The organism is Sulfobacillus sp. TH-112 (genome assembly GCF_057473405.1).
The window spans coordinates 1-17,918 of sequence record NZ_JBYCKN010000170.1 but is presented as its reverse complement, the minus strand read 5'-3'; the positions used below and the strand labels follow the sequence as shown (position 1 = coordinate 17,918).

Genomic DNA, 17,918 nt, shown 5'->3' with positions numbered 1-17,918 from the left:
GCAAGTGGTAAATTAGAGGAGGCTTGACATCGTGGCAAGTATCGACAAGCACGCTCTGAATTTGGCGAAAGAATTGGTGTCTTGGCCTACCGTCTGGGAACGGGTCGAGAAGGGGCTCGACCTACACGCCTATCAAGTAGAAAGTGTGCTCAAGGTTGTGAATGAACTCGAAGGACGAGCCATTTTAGCGGACGAAGTTGGCCTCGGGAAAACCATCGAAGCTGGCCTTATTATCAACGAACTACGCATACGCCGAACGGTCAGCAATGTCCTCATTTTGGTTCCAGCAGGTCTTCAAACCCAGTGGGTGTCGGAACTCTTCGAAAAATTTGGATGGTCTGCCCAACGCGGGCCGAAGGATCCTGGTTGGCTCTGGATATTATCCATCGATACGGCAAAACGCCCACCGTTACTCCATCAGTTGCAGCTAGTGCCCTGGGACTTGGTGGTGGTTGATGAAGCGCATCATCTGAAGAATACACGGACGCAAAATTATCAATTGGTGGCTGGTCTGAAGTCTCGCCACATGCTCCTTTTAACGGCAACGCCGATGGAAAATCAACTGACCGAACTATATGCGCTAGTCAATCTCGTACGACCGGGATTGTTTGGCTCCTATTTGAAATTTTACCGTCAATTTATTCTGGACAAACGCACCCCGAAGAACGCCACGGAACTTCGTGCTCAGTTGAGCCAAGTGATGGTGAGAAATGAGCGTCATACCGTGGGACTCTCATTTCCGGAGCGCGAAGTGCTCCTCCTTCCGCTGCATCTCGAAGACCGGGAGCGAGCCCTCTATGATGGCATCAGCGACGCCTTAAGGCGGGAATACCGTGCGCGGGTCAGAGCGGAGGAAACGGTCTTGCCTCTTTTGACTCTGCAGCGCGAACTCTGCTCCTCCCCGAAGGCCTTATTGCCCACCCTAAAAAATTCCGCTTGGATAGGTTCCGACCTCGACCAATTGGTCGCGCTGGCCGAATCTCTAACCACAACTGCCAAAATGCGTGCGCTCCTGCAATTAGCCCACCATGTGAAGGGGCAAATGTTGGTGTTTACCGAGTTTCGAGGTACGCAAGAAATGATGCGGGATGCTCTCATCAAGGCGGGATTTGATGCGGCGGCCTTTCACGGCGGACTGCGGACCCGCGAGCGAGATGCTTTGGTTGAGTGGTTTCGCAATGGCACCCGCATCTTGGTGTCCACAGAGGCTGGGGGACAAGGGATAAACCTGCAATTTTGCCATGTGGTGGTAAATTTAGATCTTCCCTGGAATCCCATGCGCATTGAGCAGCGCATCGGTCGAGTACACCGCATCGGGCAAAACCATGCGGTAGAAATATACAATCTGTATGCGATTGATACCGTTGAGGAGGATATCTTGCATCTGTTACATGAGAAAATTGATCTATTCCGCTCGGTCATCGGGGAACTCGATGTCATCTTGCGTCACATCGAACGGCGCGGCAGTTTAGAGAAACGGCTCATTGATATCTTCTTCTGGGAAGACCACCATGACGACATGTTGCGGCGGCTTGACGCGCTGGGAAATGAATTTCTCGCGGCGCGCCGCCGTCTAAGTTGGCCTGACTCGGTTAGCGATTCTTGGGAAAGGAGTGGTCAATCCCCCTTATAGCCAGTACAATAGGCCCGAGGAGATGGCCATGAATCATATCGAGACCCCTAGTAAAGAGAGTCCCAGGAGCGTCTTTAGTACACGAGATCGTGTCATGCTCAAGGACATGCTCAAGTCACTGCGACGTTCGGTGCACTTGATGGTATTTGTAGACGATGATCACGCTGCCGTAGGTGCACGAGACTTGGCAGGGGAACTGCAAAGAAGTGCCGCTGGTCATCTGAGAGTTGATGTGCTTCCCATGTCCGCAACCAGCGTCAGGTCGCTGGCCTCGTTGCTCGGAGTTCGTTATACGCCCACGTGGCGCTTTGTGAGTCCATCCGGCGAAGTCGGACCCATCGAATTCATCGGGCTACCTACCGGGTATCAATTTGGAGCCTTCCTGAGTCTAATTCTGGATTTGAGTCAAAATCACTGGCACCTCAATCATGGTCTGCATGGCGCCTTTAAATCTATCCCGACCGACGTCTTGATTGAAATTATTGTGACGGCGACCTGTCCCAACTGTCCTCAGGTTGTGCGACTTGCTTATGAATGTGCCTTAGCTAACCCGGCGCGATTGCACGCCCGCGTCATTGATGGTAACCAATATCCCGCACTAGTACCACCAGAGGCGGAATTGGTGCCGTATACGCGAGTTTCCATCCCTCACCAAGGTCTCACCCAAGATCGGATAGGGATGATGACGAGCCGTGACCTTCTCACCTTAATTCAAACCAGCGTTAAAGGAGGCCCGTTGTCTTCATGAAAATTATTCACTCGATCGCCGACTGCCAGAAAGTGCGCAGGCAATTCCGTGCCAATGGCCAAACGGTCGCGCTGGTACCCACGATGGGCGCCCTACATCGCGGTCATTTGCATCTGGTGGAATTTGCTAGCCAATACGCTCAACAGGTGGTGGTGTCAATTTTCGTGAACCCCCTCCAGTTTGGTCCCAACGAAGATTTAGGGCGCTATCCCCGAGATTTGGATGGGGACATTCAAAAGCTGACGGGATTGGATCCTGCCGTGGTGTTTGCTCCAACGGTGCAGGAGATGTACCCGACACAGGAGATGGTCACTCGAGTGATGGTCAACGAGATGTCGCAGGTGTTATGTGGTCGCAGCCGGCCTACGCACTTTGTCGGTGTGACGACGGTCGTCAATAAGTTACTCAATATTGTGCAACCTGAGATGGCCTTCTTCGGGGAAAAGGATTGGCAACAGCTGGCCATTATTCGTCGTATGGTGGAGGATTTGAATATGCCGGTGCGCATCCTCGGAGTACCGACTGTGCGGGAGGAATCGGGTCTCGCGTTATCATCACGGAACCAGTATCTTGACCCGTCTGAAAGGGCAATAGCGCCAGAAATTCAGATATCTCTCAGGCGCGCGCAATCGCTCTTTGAGTGGGGCGAACGGCGCCGCGATACATTGCGGGCGGAAGTGCTAAAGCACCTCGCATCCCAGGGGCTTAGCCCCGAATATGTGGAATTAGTGGATCCCATTACGCTGCGAGAAAGTCCGGCGGTGCTTGATGGCACGACTCTACTAGCAGTGGCTGTTCCCATCGGCCGAGCTCGGCTCATTGACAATACACTTTTGAGGCAAGATCTGGCGTAGGCCGCATATACTCCCCTGGCAAGGGGGGACAGCCGTGGTCAACGTGGTCTGGCTTGTGATGATTGTCGGCGGTATATTGGTATCGGGGCTACATCATTCCATGCTGCCGGTGACAGAATCCATCGTTCGGGCAAGTGAACAGGCTGTCGAAATCGCCATCGGGTTTATCGGAATTATGACACTGTGGCTTGGATTGGCGCGTATCGCGGAGGAATCAGGTCTTATGCGTTCGTTCGCCAAGTTCATGGCGCCTTTGGTATCGAAGCTTTTTCCCGGGATACCGAGCGATCATCCGGCGATGGGCAATATGGTGATGAATATGGCGGCGAATATTCTAGGCATGGGAAGCGCAGCCACCCCGTTTGGCCTCAAAGCGATGGATGAGTTGCAAAAGCTCAATGAGATCAAGGATCGGGCTTCGGACAATATGATTACGTTTTTAGCCATCAATACCGCTTCCATTAACTTGGTTCCAGCCACAGTGATCGCACTTCGGGTTGCCGCCGGAGCGAAAAATGCCACCGATATTGTAGGCCCGACGATTATCGCCACCTGTTTTTCTACCGTGGTGGCAATTGCTGCAGATCGCGTGTTTCGCTTGGCGGAACGTCGCCGAAAGACCCGCGAGTAACTCACGAGCACTGGGCGCATGGCGACGACTCCTTTTCAGTAAGATAATGAGCTATTCCATCCCATGTTCCAACTGTCCTGAGGGTCTTCTTATCGGAAACTGCTTGGTGACTCTGAGGATATGGTGTCATTACAAGAGAATCGAAACTGGACTCGAAAAAAACCGGATATCTCTCAGGTTGACTCGCGTTGTGCGCGATGCCATGCTTCCAGATGAATGTGGGGTCATTATTATGTAGATCACTTGGACGGTACGACCAGGGCTCGTTCTCCAGAGTTGGCACAAGAGCCATGAAATCTATCATGACCCATACTATTCGCCAGAATGCTTTGCATATTCGCGAATGGCTTACATGGCCTCATGATGAGTATTCCGTCGCCGATGCCGAACAGTATGTTCGCCAATGCCATCCGCCTATCAAGAGGGAATCTTATCGCTCAGCATTTGCGAATTAGATTGCCCAGTGGGCGGAATTAATATGAACCATGTCGATACGCCTCACCATTCTACCTACCTCGGGTCTGGGCTTGCTCGGGATACCACCGGTCGTGGGATCATGACCGACACGACTCGCTATCTCGTGAACGAACTCTTCCATGATCGAGGGTTTCATCAGGTCCTCATTGCCGTCCATCCTCGAAATCACAGGAGTCGCCGCGTTGCCGAACGTTTACATTTTAGCCTAGAAGGGGTGATGCGGGACGTCTTTTTGTATGGTGACCATTACATAGATTGGCCAATCTATGCGGTGCTCGAACCGAATGGAAATCGTTATTCTAAGTAATCCGCTGTCCTTTCTTGCTCACCTTGGGGTTCTATGTGAACCAATTTAACATGTATCTGAATTACAGCGCCTGCTCCGATCCCGACATGAAACTGACGGATGGGGGTCTAGAATGAAATTTTAGCAAGTGATTGTGTCTCGGACGGATAATTTCTTCAGTGGTTCCCCAAGTAGAGGCCATTGTTTGCGTACTTGATACGGACTTGGTCCCCGAGCCGTGGACTGGGACATGAACTTGGAGATTCACGAAGGTATGGCAGGTATTCACGCTGGGACCGGAGACGGGACGACCGGACTCCACATCGACTTTATCCAGGAGTGAGCATCAAATAATCTTGTGCAGTACGCTTGTAATGGTTTCTTTCACTAGCAAGATGGCGTGAGCCACCCTCGGCCATTGGCATATCGTGGACCCCGTTATCGTCGTGACTAAATAACGGCCACGCCACCGAATTAGAGCATGCCGTGGACAACGAGGTTCCCATTCTCGTATGGCTGGGATCTGAGTTATCAATGTAAAGAGATGATAGAGTTAGGCCCAATGCGGCCAGCGCCTGGTGCGGCTCGTTAGGTGTATAGCAGGTGGGATAGGGCAACGGCAGCGATAAACCCCGCAAGGTCCCCGATGAGTGCCACCGTCATGGCATAACGGGTTTTTCGAATGGCGATAGAACCAAAATAGAGCGTAATCACATAAAACGTAGTGTCGGTACTGCCCTGGATGGTGGAAGCCATTTTCCCGATAAACGAGTCCACCCCCGAATGTTGCAAGATGTTGCTGGTGATCCCTAGAGCTGCGCCCCCCGATAACGGGCGAACGAGCATCAAGGGCACCACTTCGGCAGGTACCCCTACCCAATGTAACGGATGGCTGAGCACGCGAATCACGGCATCTAGCGCCCCAGACGACTGAAAAATGGTGATGGCGACCAAAATACCTACTAAAAAAGGAATCATTTGTATGGCCATTTGGAAACCCTCGCCAGCGCCCTCAATGAAAGCATCATAAATCTTAACGCCTTTGAGGTAGCCATACAAGGGAATCACGGCCACCAAAAATGGAATGGCCCAGACCGAAATGGTATCGATGATGTGGTTGAGCATTTGCCTTCCTCCAACCGTTACGGAATACTGCTGTCTCCTGGTATACTAAATCCACGTCCGTACAATGCTATAAACTGGATTTGGCACCAACTTGTCTTAAAGTATGCAGTGGAAGGACAGTTCATGAACCGGAGGAGATTATGTCACAAATGTCATCGATTGAAAGTCGTTTGGCCGAATTAGAGATTACCCTTCCCGAACCGCCAAAGGCGGTGGCTGCTTACGTTCCGGCCGTATTAACAGGCCAGTTGTGCTTTACCTCAGGGCAGTTGCCATTACACAACGGCCACCTGCAGGCGGAGGGTCAGGTAGGTCGGGATGTATCACCTGAGGAGGCCTTCAATGCCGCTCGACAGTGCGCACTCAACGCCATTGCTGTGGCCGCAGCCGTCGCTGGGGGCGTCAACCGCCTAGCCCGGGTCATCAAAGTGGTAGGGTTTGTGCAGAGTGCGGACAGCTTTCATGGACAGCCACAAGTGATTAATGGCGCTTCAGAATTACTGGAGTCGGTGTTTGGCGACCAGGGACGTCATGCTCGCTCGGCCGTCGGAACCAATGCGCTACCGTTAAATGCCGCTGTCGAAGTGGAAGTGGTTTTCGAGGTTTTACCATAAGATGAAAATGCGTATTCAGAGAATCTTGAGTGATGCTGGCGTCACCTCACGTCGCACAGCGGAAGAGTGGATTCGCGCTGGACGGGTCACCGTAGACGGGGTACGAGTCACCTTAGGCGCCAGCGCGGATTCCACGATAGACCACATATGCGTGGATGGTGTACCCTTAGACCAAAAGTCGCGACCCAAGGTCTATTTGGCGCTCAATAAGCCTCCCGGGTATACCACCTCACTCAAAGATCGTCACGCACAACATTTGATTTCCGAACTTATTCCTCGGCGTTTTGGCCGGGTGTTTCCGGTAGGTCGACTGGACCGCGACAGTGAAGGATTGATTCTTCTCACCAATGATGGCACCTTAGCCCATGCACTCACTCATCCCTCCAGTGGCATCAAAAAGGTCTATGAAGTCTGGGTTAAAGGGCTTCCTCGTAAGAGTCATTTACAGAGAATAAAGCATGGTATTGAACTGTCCGACGGATTCACCAAACCAGACGAAGTGAATTTAATTCGGAAGGAAGCTGGGCGTGCGCTCATGCGAATTACGCTCCATGAAGGGCGCAATCGTGAGATTCGTCGGTTGTTTGACAGTATTGGGCATGAGGTGGAGCAACTAACTCGAGTGAAGTTTGGCAACATATCCCTGCAGGGAATCGAGTCCGGTACGTTGAGGCCATTAACTCATCGCGAAGTCCGCGAACTGCAACAACTAGTCCGCCAAGGCCGAGAAAGGACGGAGAGACGCAATGCCATCATCCATGCCCCCCAAGCAGAACATCGTTCGCGATATCGAATTCGTGAAGACATTTCAGCCCACCAACCACGGAATTCGCTCAGCCACGCCCGACGAAATTCGCATCGGGCTCACCGCTGACGCCTATTTTGTCGGTACGCACCAGGTGCTCGAACACTTGGGATTGGAGCGAACTGAAGTCACCGCTGAGGTTTTTGCAAACCACGCTGGCATTCTAGCGGGGGTGGAAGAAACGCTCGCATTATTAGGCAACTTGCCGATTAATGTGGAGGCGCGGGACGAAGGTAGTGTCGTTGCCGCCAAAGAGGTCGTCATGCGAATTCGAGGTCGCTATGGGGATTTTGGCATTTATGAAACCGCCATCTTAGGAATTTTAGCGTCGTCATCGGGATGGGCGACACGGGCACACGAAGTGGTGCGTGTGGCGCATCCCGTTCCTGTTTTCTCTTTCGGAGCCCGCCATGTGCATCCGGCGGTGGCGTCGGTGATGGACCGGGCTGCGATGGTCGGGGGAGCTACTGGCGCCAGTAGCATATTGGGAGCCCGTCAGGCGGACCAAATTCCCTCGGGAACCATGCCTCATGCTCTCTTGCTCATGGTGGGCGATACGGTTCGGGCAGCGCTTGCCTATGATGAAATGATGCCCAGTTCAGCTCCGCGAATCATTCTCGTCGATACCTTTAAAGACGAAGCAGAAGAAGCGTTACGGGTAGCCGATGCACTCCATGGGCATCTTGAAGCCATCCGTCTTGATACGCCGCGGGAACGCGGGGGCGTCACTCCGGGACTGGTGCGTGAAGTGAAGGCACGCTTAGCGCAGCATGGGTTCCCTGACGTAGGGGTGTTTGCGACCGGAGGAATCTCGCCTGATCGGGTCCCTGAACTTAAAGAGGCCGGTGTCACCGGATTCGGCATCGGTAGTTACATTGCTGGTGCACCACCGCTCGATATGACCATGGACCTGAAAGAAATTAATGCCCGTCCGGTCGCTAAGCGGGGCCGCATTCCTGGGATTACTAAGGATGATCGACTCACAATGAAAGTTATGAACTTTCATTCCCTCAATGCCTGATGAATGTCGTCCCACTGCTGGGGGGACATCAGGTGCGCTACAGGTTGTAATACCTCGAGTGACTGGGTCTCCCATGCCAGCGCTAAACGATGAGGTAAACTCTCGTCGAGAGCACACCAGGCAATAAGTCGATAGCGTGAGTCGCTTCGTGCCTCGGCATCATGAGGAAGGTGGTTCTCTAACAGGCGGATCGCTTCTGCGGTTTTTCCGGCGAGATGCAAGGCATCCGCCTGATGCTGGCGAAACGGGTCGAGAGCATCGTAGACCGGCCAGAGCTCTTGGGCTAGTTGCGGTGTGACAATAGTGAGGGCAATGAGCATGGCTCGGCGCCGCGAAGCCGATGGAGTTAAGGACGGTTCAGGCATCGTCAACTGTCCTAGCAGCGCTTCAATGAGAGCAGTTTGACCGTGGGAAGCGTGCCAGACTCCGGAGAGGGGCAAGGTCGGTTGGCTCCATTGGAGAAGGGCCCATTCTCTTGGATGGCGTAAGGGCACAGACAAGTACGGCTCTAGCCACTCGAGCAAGCGAGTTCGGAACTCTGGCACTTCGAGCCATTTGGGGTCGGCCTCTGCAAAAATGCGTGCTGCAGCATTCTCCACTAAGGGATAACGGGCTCGGCTCGCCGCTCGCAGGATCGACTCAAACTTGCGATAGTGATCTTCCCGTGGTTCAAGACGCCACGGAGGCGCATCATCGGGAATGAGTGTCCAAAAGCTGTGCCCCAATTCGGCCGGATTCACGGGTCGGCTGGTATAGCGCATCGCCGCTGCGATCGGAATCTGATAATATGAAGTGCTATGACGAGTTAGATCCAGAATCAGGGCGGCCACGTGGGCACAGGGCGCTTTATGGCGATTACAGTCACAGCCATATTCAAGCTGTTCCCGTGTTCCGTCGATCCAAGGATGATAGCGATCTTGATATCCGCGCAATTCGGCGATATAAGCCTCGGTGCCATACAAGACGCGATGACTTAATCGGTCCTCTGTGAGATAATCTTGTGCATATTGTCGCACCCCCCGAGGCAGAGCATCTGCAACATCATTCAGGACATCCTTCTCTATGCCAACCACGACCCGCACGTCCTTTCCGCTGTAGGCACAATCTAAACAAGTGATCTTAATTGTAACAGAAAAGCGGTTTCCCCCTTGCAACTGCGTCATGATCTCGGCACAATGGGTAAAGCAGAGTGAGGTCCAAATTGTGCTTGCAACAAAATCAGACGAGGAGGACAGGGCCATGGAACTGAAATGCCATCTATGTGGGAGATCCGTGCAAGTCGAAACCTGGACGGAGGAGTACGAACGGCTCAAAGTGCAGCAAGACCCGGCGTATATTTGTGATGCCTGCCAAGAACGCGTTCGTGTTGACGCACAACACGACCAAAGACCCTAGACAAAGAAAGGCTGAGAGCGTGTGATTCGTGGTATTCGGGGCGCAACTACTGTAACCCAAGACGAGAGTCAGGAAATCTTAGAGAAGACGGCTCAGTTGCTCTTAGAAATGGCTCGAGTAAATGATTTAGAGCCAGACAACATGTCCAGTATTTGCTTCACCTTGTCTCCTGATCTTCATGCCACATTTCCCGCAGAGGCTGCACGCCGAGTGGGATGGAAATTTGTGCCTGTGATTTGCATGAGAGAATTGGACGTACCGCACGGTCTTGCCAAAACGGTCAGGGTATTAATGCATGCGGACACGGAGCGCTCCCCCCGAGAAGTGCAGCATGTCTATCTTGAAGGAGCCAGTATCCTGCGCGAGGATTTGACAGAAGGTATGGATACACGTGAATAGCCTCGCCGTCGTCAATGCTGTCGCGGTTGATGGTCCTGCAGGTGCTGGCAAGAGTACGGTGGCGCGAAGACTAGCCACGCTCATACACTACCTGTATTTGGATACCGGTGCCATGTATCGTGCACTCGCACTGAAGTCGTTGCATCACGGGATTGATCTGCGAGACGAAAGCGCGCTAGCTGGCCTACTGGCAGAAACCAGCATTGATCTGTATCCCGGGGAAAACGGCACGGTTAGTGTGATCTTGGATGGCGCCAACGTCTCCAACGCCCTACGGGCTCCGCAAATCAATGCGAGCGTCGCCCAAGTTGCTGGATTTGCCCTGGTGCGACAAGATATGGTCGCTCGACAGCGAGAGATGGCACGACAAGGCGGTGTGGTCATGGATGGCCGCGATATCGGTACATATGTTCTTCCAAATGCTCGGGTGAAATTCTTTCTGATGGCCTCGTTAGATGCCCGCGCGGAGCGACGTTATCGAGAATTGCGGGCACTCGGGTTCGACATCGAACTAGAGCGCATTCGCGATGAGATTCAGCACCGGGACTTTCTCGATTCGTCGCGCGATGTGGCGCCATTAGCACAAGCTGATGACGCCATACTGATTGATACCACTCAAATGGAGATTGAGGAGGTTGTGTCGGCAATGCTTGAAACATGCCGACTGCGGTTGCCATAATGCGAGCATATTGGGGATTTTATTGGGTCGTTAGAACGGCGTTTTCTCTCTATTTTCGGATTCGTGTCACTGGGCTGGAGAAGGTCCCCAATGACGGCGCTGTCATTGTGATTGCCAATCATCGTAGTGGGTTTGATCCTCCAATGGTCGGGGCTATTCTTAGACGTCCCGTACATTTTATGACCAAGGCTGAATTGTTTTCGTATCCCCTGTTGCCGATTGTCTTTAAATATGTACAAGCCTATCCGGTTCATCGTGGACATCCGGATCGAAAAGCGATACGGCATTCTTTGGAGATTCTCAATCACGGGGAAGTCATCGTGCTTTTTCCCGAGGGTCATCGGACCGAAACGGGCGATTTACAAAAAGCGCGCGCCGGAGTGGTCTATCTCGCCCAAAAGACTAATTGTGTGCTTCTACCCATAGGGATTACCGGCCAATACGGATTTCGCAAAACTATTTGTTATCATGTTGGAGATCCGTTTCGTCTTGATTCTCAGATGCCTCGAAAGGACGCCCAGGAACTGGTTATGGACAAGATCCGCCAGCTTATTGAAGGCAGTCCGGAATTGCCAGGCAAATGAAACGGTTGGATAATCATTGATTCCGTTGTAATATAGAAGGGAATAGCCTTCCCCGGGGTGGCTGGGAAAGGAACTTGGGAGGTTGGCAAAGATGGATGAGCATAAGGCGCAGGAAGGGGTTCCGATTGAGCACAACGAAATGGAAGACGCCCTGAACATGGAGGAGTCACTGGCATACGGCCCCGTGGGCGACGTGCATACCGGTGATGTGCTTCAAGGGAAGGTGGTACATATCTCCCACGATGGAGTGCTAGTTGATGTCGGAGCCAAGTCCGAAGGTGTCATCCATCTGCGCGACTTGAGTCATCGTCGCATTGAGCGACCGGAAGAGGTCGTGCAACTTGGCGACACCGTATCGGTATATGTTCTTGGGTTTGAGGGTGAAGAAGGCGCACTGAAGTTATCTAAGCGGCGGGCAGATGAAGAATTGGCATGGGAGCGTTTGGAATCTGCTCAGAAAAATGGTGAAGTGCTAGCAGCGCCTGTGGTGGAAGTTGTCAAGGGCGGGTTGGTCGTCGATGTGGGATTGCGTGGTTTTGTACCCGCGTCTCTGATTGCACCAGGATTTGTCCGCGATTTAGCCCCGTTTTTGGACCAGACCGTGCGGGTTCGGGTGCTGGAGATTGACCGACACAAGCGTCGCGCCATTCTGAGTCGTAAAGATGTGCTGTCGGAAGAAACCCATGCGAAAGAGGATGCCGTGTGGTCTACCATTGAGGAAGGCCAAGTGCGTGAAGGGACGGTCAAGAGTCTCACGGACTTTGGCGCGTTTATTGACCTCGGCGGAGTTGATGGCCTTTTGCATGTCAGCGAGATGTCGTGGAACCGTATCAACCACCCCTCGGAGCTGCTGGAAATCGGGCAACCGCTTCGGGTAAAAGTGATCCGCTTGAATCGGGAGAAAGGAAAGATTTCTCTCGGATTGAAGCAAATTGAAAAGAGTCCTTGGGAGTCGTTTCAGGAGCGATATCTCGAAGGCCGCATCTATCGCGGAACTGTGGTGAGATTAGCTCCGTTCGGTGTGTTTGTGCAACTTGAAGAGGGCATCGATGGGCTGGTTCACATCTCGCAATTAGCGAACTTTCGAGTAAACGATCCCGCTGAAGTGGTTTCTGTGGGAGATGACGTGGCAGTCAAGGTGCTGAGCATTGACAGCGAGCGCAAGCGGATTTCGCTATCAAAACGGGAGGCGGATGCCGAAGGAGGCTTGGATGCGGTAGCAGCGCCCGCAGACGGAGATAGCGGGTCCGAGGAGCAGGAACCACGTCGAATGACCGCATACCATGCAGGAGACTGGGATGACGAAGTGACTGATGAGTTAAACGATCCCGAAGACCCCCAACAATAGTCGGGGGTCTTCCTGACAGAAGGACATTGCGGTGTCAGGCCGAGGCTGACTAGGTGATGTTAAGACACATAATCAATAAGTCGTCTCCACAAGCGTAGTCCGCCAGTTAGGGCCTTTGACTTGGCGATCTCCGACAAAGGCGGCTCGCCCCTGGCGCTGACACCGCCGGGCATTTTTTATGTGGCGACGTCTATTTTTGCGAGCTACCCTTTGCTTATAATGTTAAGATTGTGTTAAGATTGTATTAAGTAATGATGAAGGAGGAAATGTGCTGACCTTAGTAAATTTGGGTATTTTGTGCCTTATTTCACTCTATACCGGTATCTCGGGCATCAATGATGGCGGTAACTTGATTGGCACCTACTTGTCCTCGAATACGGTACGACCCATTGTCAGCATAGGCCTCTTATTAATCGGTATATTAGCGGCACCGTTTGTATTTGGCACGAGTGTTTCCCACACTATAGCGGTGGAAATTGTGAACTTTGCTGCGGTGGGTCGAGTGACCTTCGCGCTGGCTGTTTTTGCGGCCGTATTAACCCTCGGAATTGCTTGGTGGTTTTCTATCCCCACCAGCGCCACCATGGCGCTCGCAGGGGGCATGGTGGGGACGGCGATTGCGTCTGGCCACGCCACCTCAATAGAGTGGAGCGGCATTATAAAGATTGTGATTGGGCTGGTGGCATCTGTCAGCCTCGGGTTTGGGATAGCATTTTTGATCGCGTCAGCACTTTGGGTAGCGGTGCGGCGCTATCCCAAAATTGGATTCGAAAGTGGTCGCGCTCAGGTCTTGACCGTGTTGTTTCAAGGGCTAGCCTATGGCGCCAATGGGGAAGAACGGTCGATTGGTCTAATGGCGGTGTTTTTAATGATAATTCAAGGCAAACATCAATATACTGTCCCGTTACTAGCGATTATCTATCCGTTTGTCATCTGGTCGGCCGGATTTTTCGCAGGAGGATTACGAATTGCCAAGACCATTAGTAGCCATGTGATTCGTTTACGCGATACGTCCCGAGTGAGTACGCAGTTAAGTGCTGCCGTGACGGTAGCCATGGCCGCCATCGTGGGCGTTCCCGTCAGCACCACGGAAGCGATTGATGGCAGTCTCTTTGGCACAGGGGCTGCACTGCGACCGTATCACGTAAGGTGGCATACCGTAGGAAAGTTTTTTAAAGTGTGGCTGGTGACGCTACCGCTTGCGGTATCTGCAGGAATCGCCACCGTGGGAGTGGATCGCCTCATTGGACTTATGTGACGGTTAGAAATAGTGTTTAGGAGGCGAGTTGGTGATGCGTTGGCGCGATATTATTACAGGCACTAATAACAGTTTTCAACAACTATTATCAGACCAAGTAAATAAGACCATAGAGATGGTGGACGCGGTGTACGCCTATATTTTAGAGGAAAGTGGCGAGACCCGGCTCGAGATTGCGCGTGACGCGGGGGATATAGAACACCAAGCCGATGCCATACGGGGAGAATTGATGGATCGGTTGTCGCAAACCTTTGTGACGCCTTTTGATCGAGAGGATATTAACGAATTGTCACGTGCCATCGATGACATTGCTGATTATGCCGAGAATACCATCAAGGAAATTGGCCTTTATGAGGTGGAACCAGACGAGTTCATTCGGGAGATGGTACGCACACTGCATGATGCGGTTTCAGCTTTGGGAGAGGCTATCCTCTCGCTGAATCAGGACGGCCAGAACAGTAACCAATTGGCTATGGTAGCGAAGTCGATGGAGAATAAGATGGAAGGACTCTATCGTAAGGCTATTGCACACTTTTCGGCGGATACCCCGGTCCACTATCTTATCAAGATGCGGGAAGTGTATCGGCACCTGTCTAATGCCGCAGACCGGGTGGATCTGGCCGCGAATATCATCAATTCCATTGTGGTGAAACAAAATCTTTAGCGCTGTGGTATTGATACCGTTCGGCGTGGGCGACCCAAAAGATGCCTGTTCAACCGAGGGTGCGGCGTTCTAGCAGCACGTCAGAATATCCGGTGAGCACCATACGATCGCCCACCTTTCCCTCATGTGTGAGGCGAGCCACACCACTGGAAAAGATTTGGGTGACGGTCACGGTGACGGTCACCTCGTCGCCTACAAAAACGGGCGAGCGAAACTCGCTATGTTGCACCACATACACACTACCCGGTCCCGGAAGGCGCTGGCCGAGGATACTGGAGATAAAGCTCATGATGAGGGTGCCGTGAGCGATGGGTTTCCCAAAGCGTGAGCTACGTGCAATCTCAGGGTCAAGATGCAATGGGTTGAAGTCCTGCACCAGTTCCGCAAACTTTTGTACTAACTCCCGGTCAACCATATGTGTCTCGCTAACACTGTCCCCAACCGATAACATGCGAAATGCCCCCATTATGTAATGTCGTATTACCGTCATTCAATCATAGTGTGCACGAGACCACAATATTTTGCACGGCCGGAAGGGATTTTTTTCATAGGTGGGGAAACTACAGTGAACGAGTTAACAAGGCTCTGGGGAATACCGGGAGCCTAAGGAGGATGATGATGAGAAAATCGCGAGTAATCTACTTTACTAAACGCCCTGACGGAATGGTAAGTCAGGAACATTTTTTGACCAAAGAGGAGCCAGTCAAGCCGATCGAAGCGGGTGAAGTACTGGTGGAAACCATCTATCTCTCCGTAGACCCCTATATGCGAGGCCGCATGTCCGACCGGAAGTCCTATACCGAACCCTTTCCCGTCAATACTCCGATGCAGGGGGCCGCTGTTGGTGTTGTGGTGGACAGTGCATCACAAAAATTCTCTCCGGGAGAGTGGGTCTTTGGCATCTGGCCGTGGGCTGAGTATGTCGTGCGCTCGGAGTCGCAAATTCGGGCCCTAGACTCCTCTTTGGAACCCAAGGCCGCATTGCATGTGCTCGGCCTGGCGGGGCTGACGGCGTATATTGGGCTAGTGAAGTTGGGATACCCTAGGCCGAAGGAACGACTGGTGGTATCTGCCGCTGCAGGGGGGGTGGGGAGCCTCGTGGGCCAAATTGGGAAATTGACTGATTTACATGTGACAGGCATTGCAGGTTCCGATGAAAAGTGCGCTTGGTTAACGAGCGAACTAGGCTTCGACCAAGCTATAAACTACCGCAGTCCAAGTTTTCTACAGCATATTACGCAGTCCTTAGACGATGGGGTCGATATTTATTTCGATAATGTCGGCGGTGTAGTGACAGACACGATAATGTCCCATCTCAATCCGCATGCCCGTATTGTGGTCTGTGGCCAGATCGCCACCTACAACGTCCCGTATGCAAGCCAGCGCCCGCTATTTGCAGATTTGCTGACCTCTCGGGCGCAAGCGCGAGGGTTTATTGTCGGCGAGCATCAAGAACACTATCCGGAGGCGCTAAAGGCGCTATCCCAATGGTATGAGGCAGGCCAGTTGAAGGTGGCAGAAACCATAGTTCTCGGATTTGATCACCTCGTCGAGGCTTTTATCGGTCTCTTCGAAGGGAAAAATATGGGGAAGACTATTGTGCAGATCAAATAGCTCAACTGCGTGAGGTGGGAAAGTCCCCGTGCAGCTTCCATCGAGCAACTAGGAAGCGAGGGAAGGGATACCATTTTTGCTTCGTCGGTTGGAATCCATGCCATACGGAAAAACTGATGAGGACCGGTGGTGGGCGACCCACGGCATGGGCCATGCGGTTATCACCTTAAGAGAAGGAAAGACTGGTGGTAACATTGATGTGGATATGCATTGGGCCTTTTTACAAATTGGGGGGCAGGACAGTATGGAGGATGGAGTAACACGTGTTGAGCGCGCGTTAGAAGTCCATGGTTTGGCTAATCGTCTTCGGAGGTTCTCGAGTAGTACCCATACGGCTCAACAGGCGGCATCGGCTCTCGGAGTTCAATTGCAGCAGATTGCAAAGTCGATTGTGTTTAAGGTCTCCTCTGGTGAACGAGCCGTTGTTGCGGTCGTCCGCGGCGATCATCAGGTCAATCTTGAAGTGTTAGAAGCGTATATTGGGACCCCTGTGAAACGTGCCTCCAAGGAATGGGTGGAAGCGGCGACCGGGTTTCCCGTGGGCGGTGTTTCGCCAATAGGAGGAAAAGAGGACGTTCAGGTGGTACTGGATGACGGCCTCTCCAAGTTTTCCGTTCTCTATGCGGCAGCAGGAGATGCACATACCGTATTTCAAGTGTCAGCCGGGGAATTACAATCCATGACTGGGGCCCCGTGGGTGATTGACCTGGCCGACCGTACCCAATCAGGCGACCGGCCTTAGATGTTATCCCAAAAGAACTCTTCTGATCCAGACTGGTATTGCCTCAAGTCCGGGAAAAGATAACATAATGCGCCCAACAACAGCAACCCATCCGCCACATAGAGGGTGAAGCGTAGTGAGAGCATAACCGAGAGTGGCCCGGCCAATAGAGCGCCTAATGCCTCACTTCCTCCGGTTAACGCGCGCAGTGTCCCATTAACTCGACCTAAAAGGTGATTGGGAGTGACCTGTTGTTCGATGGTCACCTGAGTGATTTCCGAAGCTGTCGCGAAAAAATCGCCCCCAAATTGGGCGACCCAGAGCAAGGAAAATGCCAATGCAAGGGGTCCTTTCGCCAAGGGCACAGCCAGATTGAGCAGCGCTGCCGCCGCCGCACCCCACCATATCAATGATCCCATGGAGATTCTTCGGCGAAGGCGATGTAACCAGCGGGAAGCCAGCAGGCTTCCGACTCCACCAGAGGTAATGAGGAGCCCTAGGAAAAACGGAGAGAAATGCAGCGTCTTCAACACATACAACTCATAGAGGGTGGCAAAAAATCCGGAGGCCGTGGCCCGCAATGACTGGCCGAATGCCAGCTTTTGTAGGATGGGATGTTTAAGAGTCTTGGGCAACCATTGTGACACTTGTTCAGGATTTGGCGCAAGTTGTGGCGAACGAGTATCGCCATCTTTCACACCACGCAGTAAAACCGCCGAGATGAAATTTGCTCCGGCATCAAACAGGATGGTCAAGGGAGCGCCGACCAGGACAATAAGTAGCCCCATCACGCCTGGGCCCACAGTTTCTCCTAGAGATTCGGCACTGCCTAAAAGGTCGTTGGCCTCGGGTAAGTGCTGAGAGGATACCAAAGAGGGCAAAAGCGCATGACGCGAAATGGCCATAAGAATGCTTAGTGCGGCAGAGGTTCCCGTCACGATGGCAATGAACCAAAACGTCAAATGATGAAGGATATATAAAAGAGGAATCAGGAGAAGTACGCATCCTCGACCGACATTGCCGAGCACAAGGAGCCGCTGGCGGGAATAACGGTCTGCCAGG

General features: G+C 52.6%; 22 protein-coding genes. 18 read left to right on the top strand and 4 right to left on the bottom strand.

Annotation, left to right across the window (positions count from 1 at the left end; genetic code table 11):
• The first annotated feature begins 31 nt into the window (after window positions 1-31).
• From ACOJWD_RS12170 to ACOJWD_RS12145, 6 genes are all read left to right on the top strand, one after another.
• Window positions 32-1,633, top strand: coding sequence for a DEAD/DEAH box helicase (locus ACOJWD_RS12170; protein ID WP_486993500.1), 1,602 nt, complete (start codon window positions 32-34; stop codon window positions 1,631-1,633).
• A 28-nt stretch (window positions 1,634-1,661) separates the two neighbouring features.
• Entirely contained in the window at window positions 1,662-2,381 is a 720-nt protein-coding gene (locus tag ACOJWD_RS12165) for a hypothetical protein (RefSeq protein ID WP_486993499.1), read from the top strand.
• Window positions 2,378-3,235: a pantoate--beta-alanine ligase gene (gene panC / locus ACOJWD_RS12160; protein WP_486993498.1), complete on the top strand. Its 858-nt coding sequence runs from the start codon at window positions 2,378-2,380 to the stop codon at window positions 3,233-3,235. The genes ACOJWD_RS12165 and panC overlap by 4 nt, the downstream gene beginning before the upstream one ends.
• A 34-nt stretch (window positions 3,236-3,269) precedes the next feature.
• Entirely contained in the window at window positions 3,270-3,866 is a 597-nt protein-coding gene (locus tag ACOJWD_RS12155; RefSeq protein WP_486993497.1) for a nucleoside recognition domain-containing protein, read from the top strand.
• Between the two features lie 403 nt (window positions 3,867-4,269).
• Window positions 4,270-4,650 (top strand): GNAT family N-acetyltransferase, encoded by a 381-nt coding sequence (locus ACOJWD_RS12150; RefSeq protein ID WP_486993496.1) that lies wholly within the window; start codon window positions 4,270-4,272, stop codon window positions 4,648-4,650.
• Window positions 4,651-4,867: 217 nt separating this feature from the next.
• Window positions 4,868-4,972: a CgnE/CgnB domain-containing protein gene (locus tag ACOJWD_RS12145; protein ID WP_486993495.1), complete on the top strand. Its 105-nt coding sequence runs from the start codon at window positions 4,868-4,870 to the stop codon at window positions 4,970-4,972.
• 245 nt (window positions 4,973-5,217) lie between these two features.
• On the opposite strand, the gene ACOJWD_RS12140 is transcribed toward ACOJWD_RS12145, so the two are convergent.
• On the bottom strand, window positions 5,218-5,754 hold the full coding sequence (locus tag ACOJWD_RS12140; RefSeq protein WP_486993494.1) for a spore maturation protein: 537 nt from the start codon (window positions 5,752-5,754) through the stop codon (window positions 5,218-5,220).
• A gap of 149 nt (window positions 5,755-5,903) precedes the next feature.
• Here ACOJWD_RS12140 and ACOJWD_RS12135 point away from each other — a divergent pair, with 149 nt between their 5' ends.
• From ACOJWD_RS12135 to ACOJWD_RS12125, 3 genes are read left to right on the top strand one after another with little or no spacing between them, the layout of a single operon-like run.
• A complete protein-coding gene (locus tag ACOJWD_RS12135) occupies window positions 5,904-6,368 on the top strand; it encodes a RidA family protein (protein ID WP_486993493.1) in 465 nt (154 codons plus the stop codon).
• A 1-nt stretch (window position 6,369) separates the two neighbouring features.
• Window positions 6,370-7,242, top strand: a complete 873-nt coding sequence (locus tag ACOJWD_RS12130; protein WP_486993492.1) for a pseudouridine synthase — start codon at window positions 6,370-6,372, stop codon at window positions 7,240-7,242.
• Window positions 7,166-8,194, top strand: a complete 1,029-nt coding sequence (locus ACOJWD_RS12125; protein WP_486993491.1) for a nicotinate phosphoribosyltransferase — start codon at window positions 7,166-7,168, stop codon at window positions 8,192-8,194. The genes ACOJWD_RS12130 and ACOJWD_RS12125 overlap by 77 nt, the downstream gene beginning before the upstream one ends.
• Here ACOJWD_RS12125 and ACOJWD_RS12120 read toward each other — a convergent pair.
• Entirely contained in the window at window positions 8,176-9,267 is a 1,092-nt protein-coding gene (locus ACOJWD_RS12120; RefSeq protein WP_486993490.1) for a hypothetical protein, read from the bottom strand. The genes ACOJWD_RS12125 and ACOJWD_RS12120 overlap by 19 nt on opposite strands.
• A gap of 166 nt (window positions 9,268-9,433) precedes the next feature.
• Here ACOJWD_RS12120 and ACOJWD_RS12115 point away from each other — a divergent pair, with 166 nt between their 5' ends.
• From ACOJWD_RS12115 to ACOJWD_RS12085, 7 genes are all read left to right on the top strand, one after another.
• A complete protein-coding gene (locus ACOJWD_RS12115; protein WP_486993489.1) occupies window positions 9,434-9,589 on the top strand; it encodes a DUF2197 domain-containing protein in 156 nt (51 codons plus the stop codon).
• A gap of 21 nt (window positions 9,590-9,610) precedes the next feature.
• Window positions 9,611-9,988, top strand: coding sequence for a chorismate mutase (aroH, locus tag ACOJWD_RS12110; protein ID WP_486993488.1), 378 nt, complete (start codon window positions 9,611-9,613; stop codon window positions 9,986-9,988).
• On the top strand, window positions 9,981-10,667 hold the full coding sequence (gene cmk / locus ACOJWD_RS12105) for a (d)CMP kinase (RefSeq protein WP_486993487.1): 687 nt from the start codon (window positions 9,981-9,983) through the stop codon (window positions 10,665-10,667). Before aroH ends, cmk begins: the two co-directional genes overlap by 8 nt.
• Window positions 10,667-11,251: a lysophospholipid acyltransferase family protein gene (locus ACOJWD_RS12100; RefSeq protein WP_486993486.1), complete on the top strand. Its 585-nt coding sequence runs from the start codon at window positions 10,667-10,669 to the stop codon at window positions 11,249-11,251. The genes cmk and ACOJWD_RS12100 overlap by 1 nt, the downstream gene beginning before the upstream one ends.
• 91 nt (window positions 11,252-11,342) lie before the next feature.
• Window positions 11,343-12,599 carry a 30S ribosomal protein S1 gene (gene rpsA / locus ACOJWD_RS12095; protein ID WP_486993485.1) on the top strand — a complete coding sequence of 419 codons (1,257 nt, stop codon included), beginning with the start codon at window positions 11,343-11,345 and terminating at the stop codon, window positions 12,597-12,599.
• 268 nt (window positions 12,600-12,867) lie between these two features.
• The gene (locus ACOJWD_RS12090; RefSeq protein ID WP_486993484.1) at window positions 12,868-13,857 is read left to right on the top strand and encodes an inorganic phosphate transporter; all 990 of its coding nucleotides are present in this window, start codon (window positions 12,868-12,870) and stop codon (window positions 13,855-13,857) included.
• A gap of 34 nt (window positions 13,858-13,891) precedes the next feature.
• Window positions 13,892-14,521, top strand: a complete 630-nt coding sequence (locus ACOJWD_RS12085; RefSeq protein ID WP_486993501.1) for a DUF47 domain-containing protein — start codon at window positions 13,892-13,894, stop codon at window positions 14,519-14,521.
• Window positions 14,522-14,570: 49 nt separating this feature from the next.
• On the opposite strand, the gene ACOJWD_RS12080 is transcribed toward ACOJWD_RS12085, so the two are convergent.
• Window positions 14,571-14,972, bottom strand: coding sequence for a MaoC family dehydratase (locus ACOJWD_RS12080; RefSeq protein WP_486993483.1), 402 nt, complete (start codon window positions 14,970-14,972; stop codon window positions 14,571-14,573).
• 167 nt (window positions 14,973-15,139) lie between these two features.
• Between ACOJWD_RS12080 and ACOJWD_RS12075 the strand changes: the two genes are divergently transcribed.
• Window positions 15,140-16,135 carry an NADP-dependent oxidoreductase gene (locus ACOJWD_RS12075; protein ID WP_486993482.1) on the top strand — a complete coding sequence of 332 codons (996 nt, stop codon included), beginning with the start codon at window positions 15,140-15,142 and terminating at the stop codon, window positions 16,133-16,135.
• 76 nt (window positions 16,136-16,211) lie between these two features.
• Window positions 16,212-16,877 carry a YbaK/EbsC family protein gene (locus ACOJWD_RS12070; protein ID WP_486993481.1) on the top strand — a complete coding sequence of 222 codons (666 nt, stop codon included), beginning with the start codon at window positions 16,212-16,214 and terminating at the stop codon, window positions 16,875-16,877.
• Here the strand turns inward: ACOJWD_RS12070 and ACOJWD_RS12065 are convergent.
• Window positions 16,874-17,918, bottom strand: a 1,045-nt coding sequence (locus ACOJWD_RS12065; protein ID WP_486993480.1) for an MFS transporter, incomplete at its 5' end; no start/stop codon positions are given. The two genes, ACOJWD_RS12070 and ACOJWD_RS12065, sit on opposite strands and share 4 nt — an antisense overlap.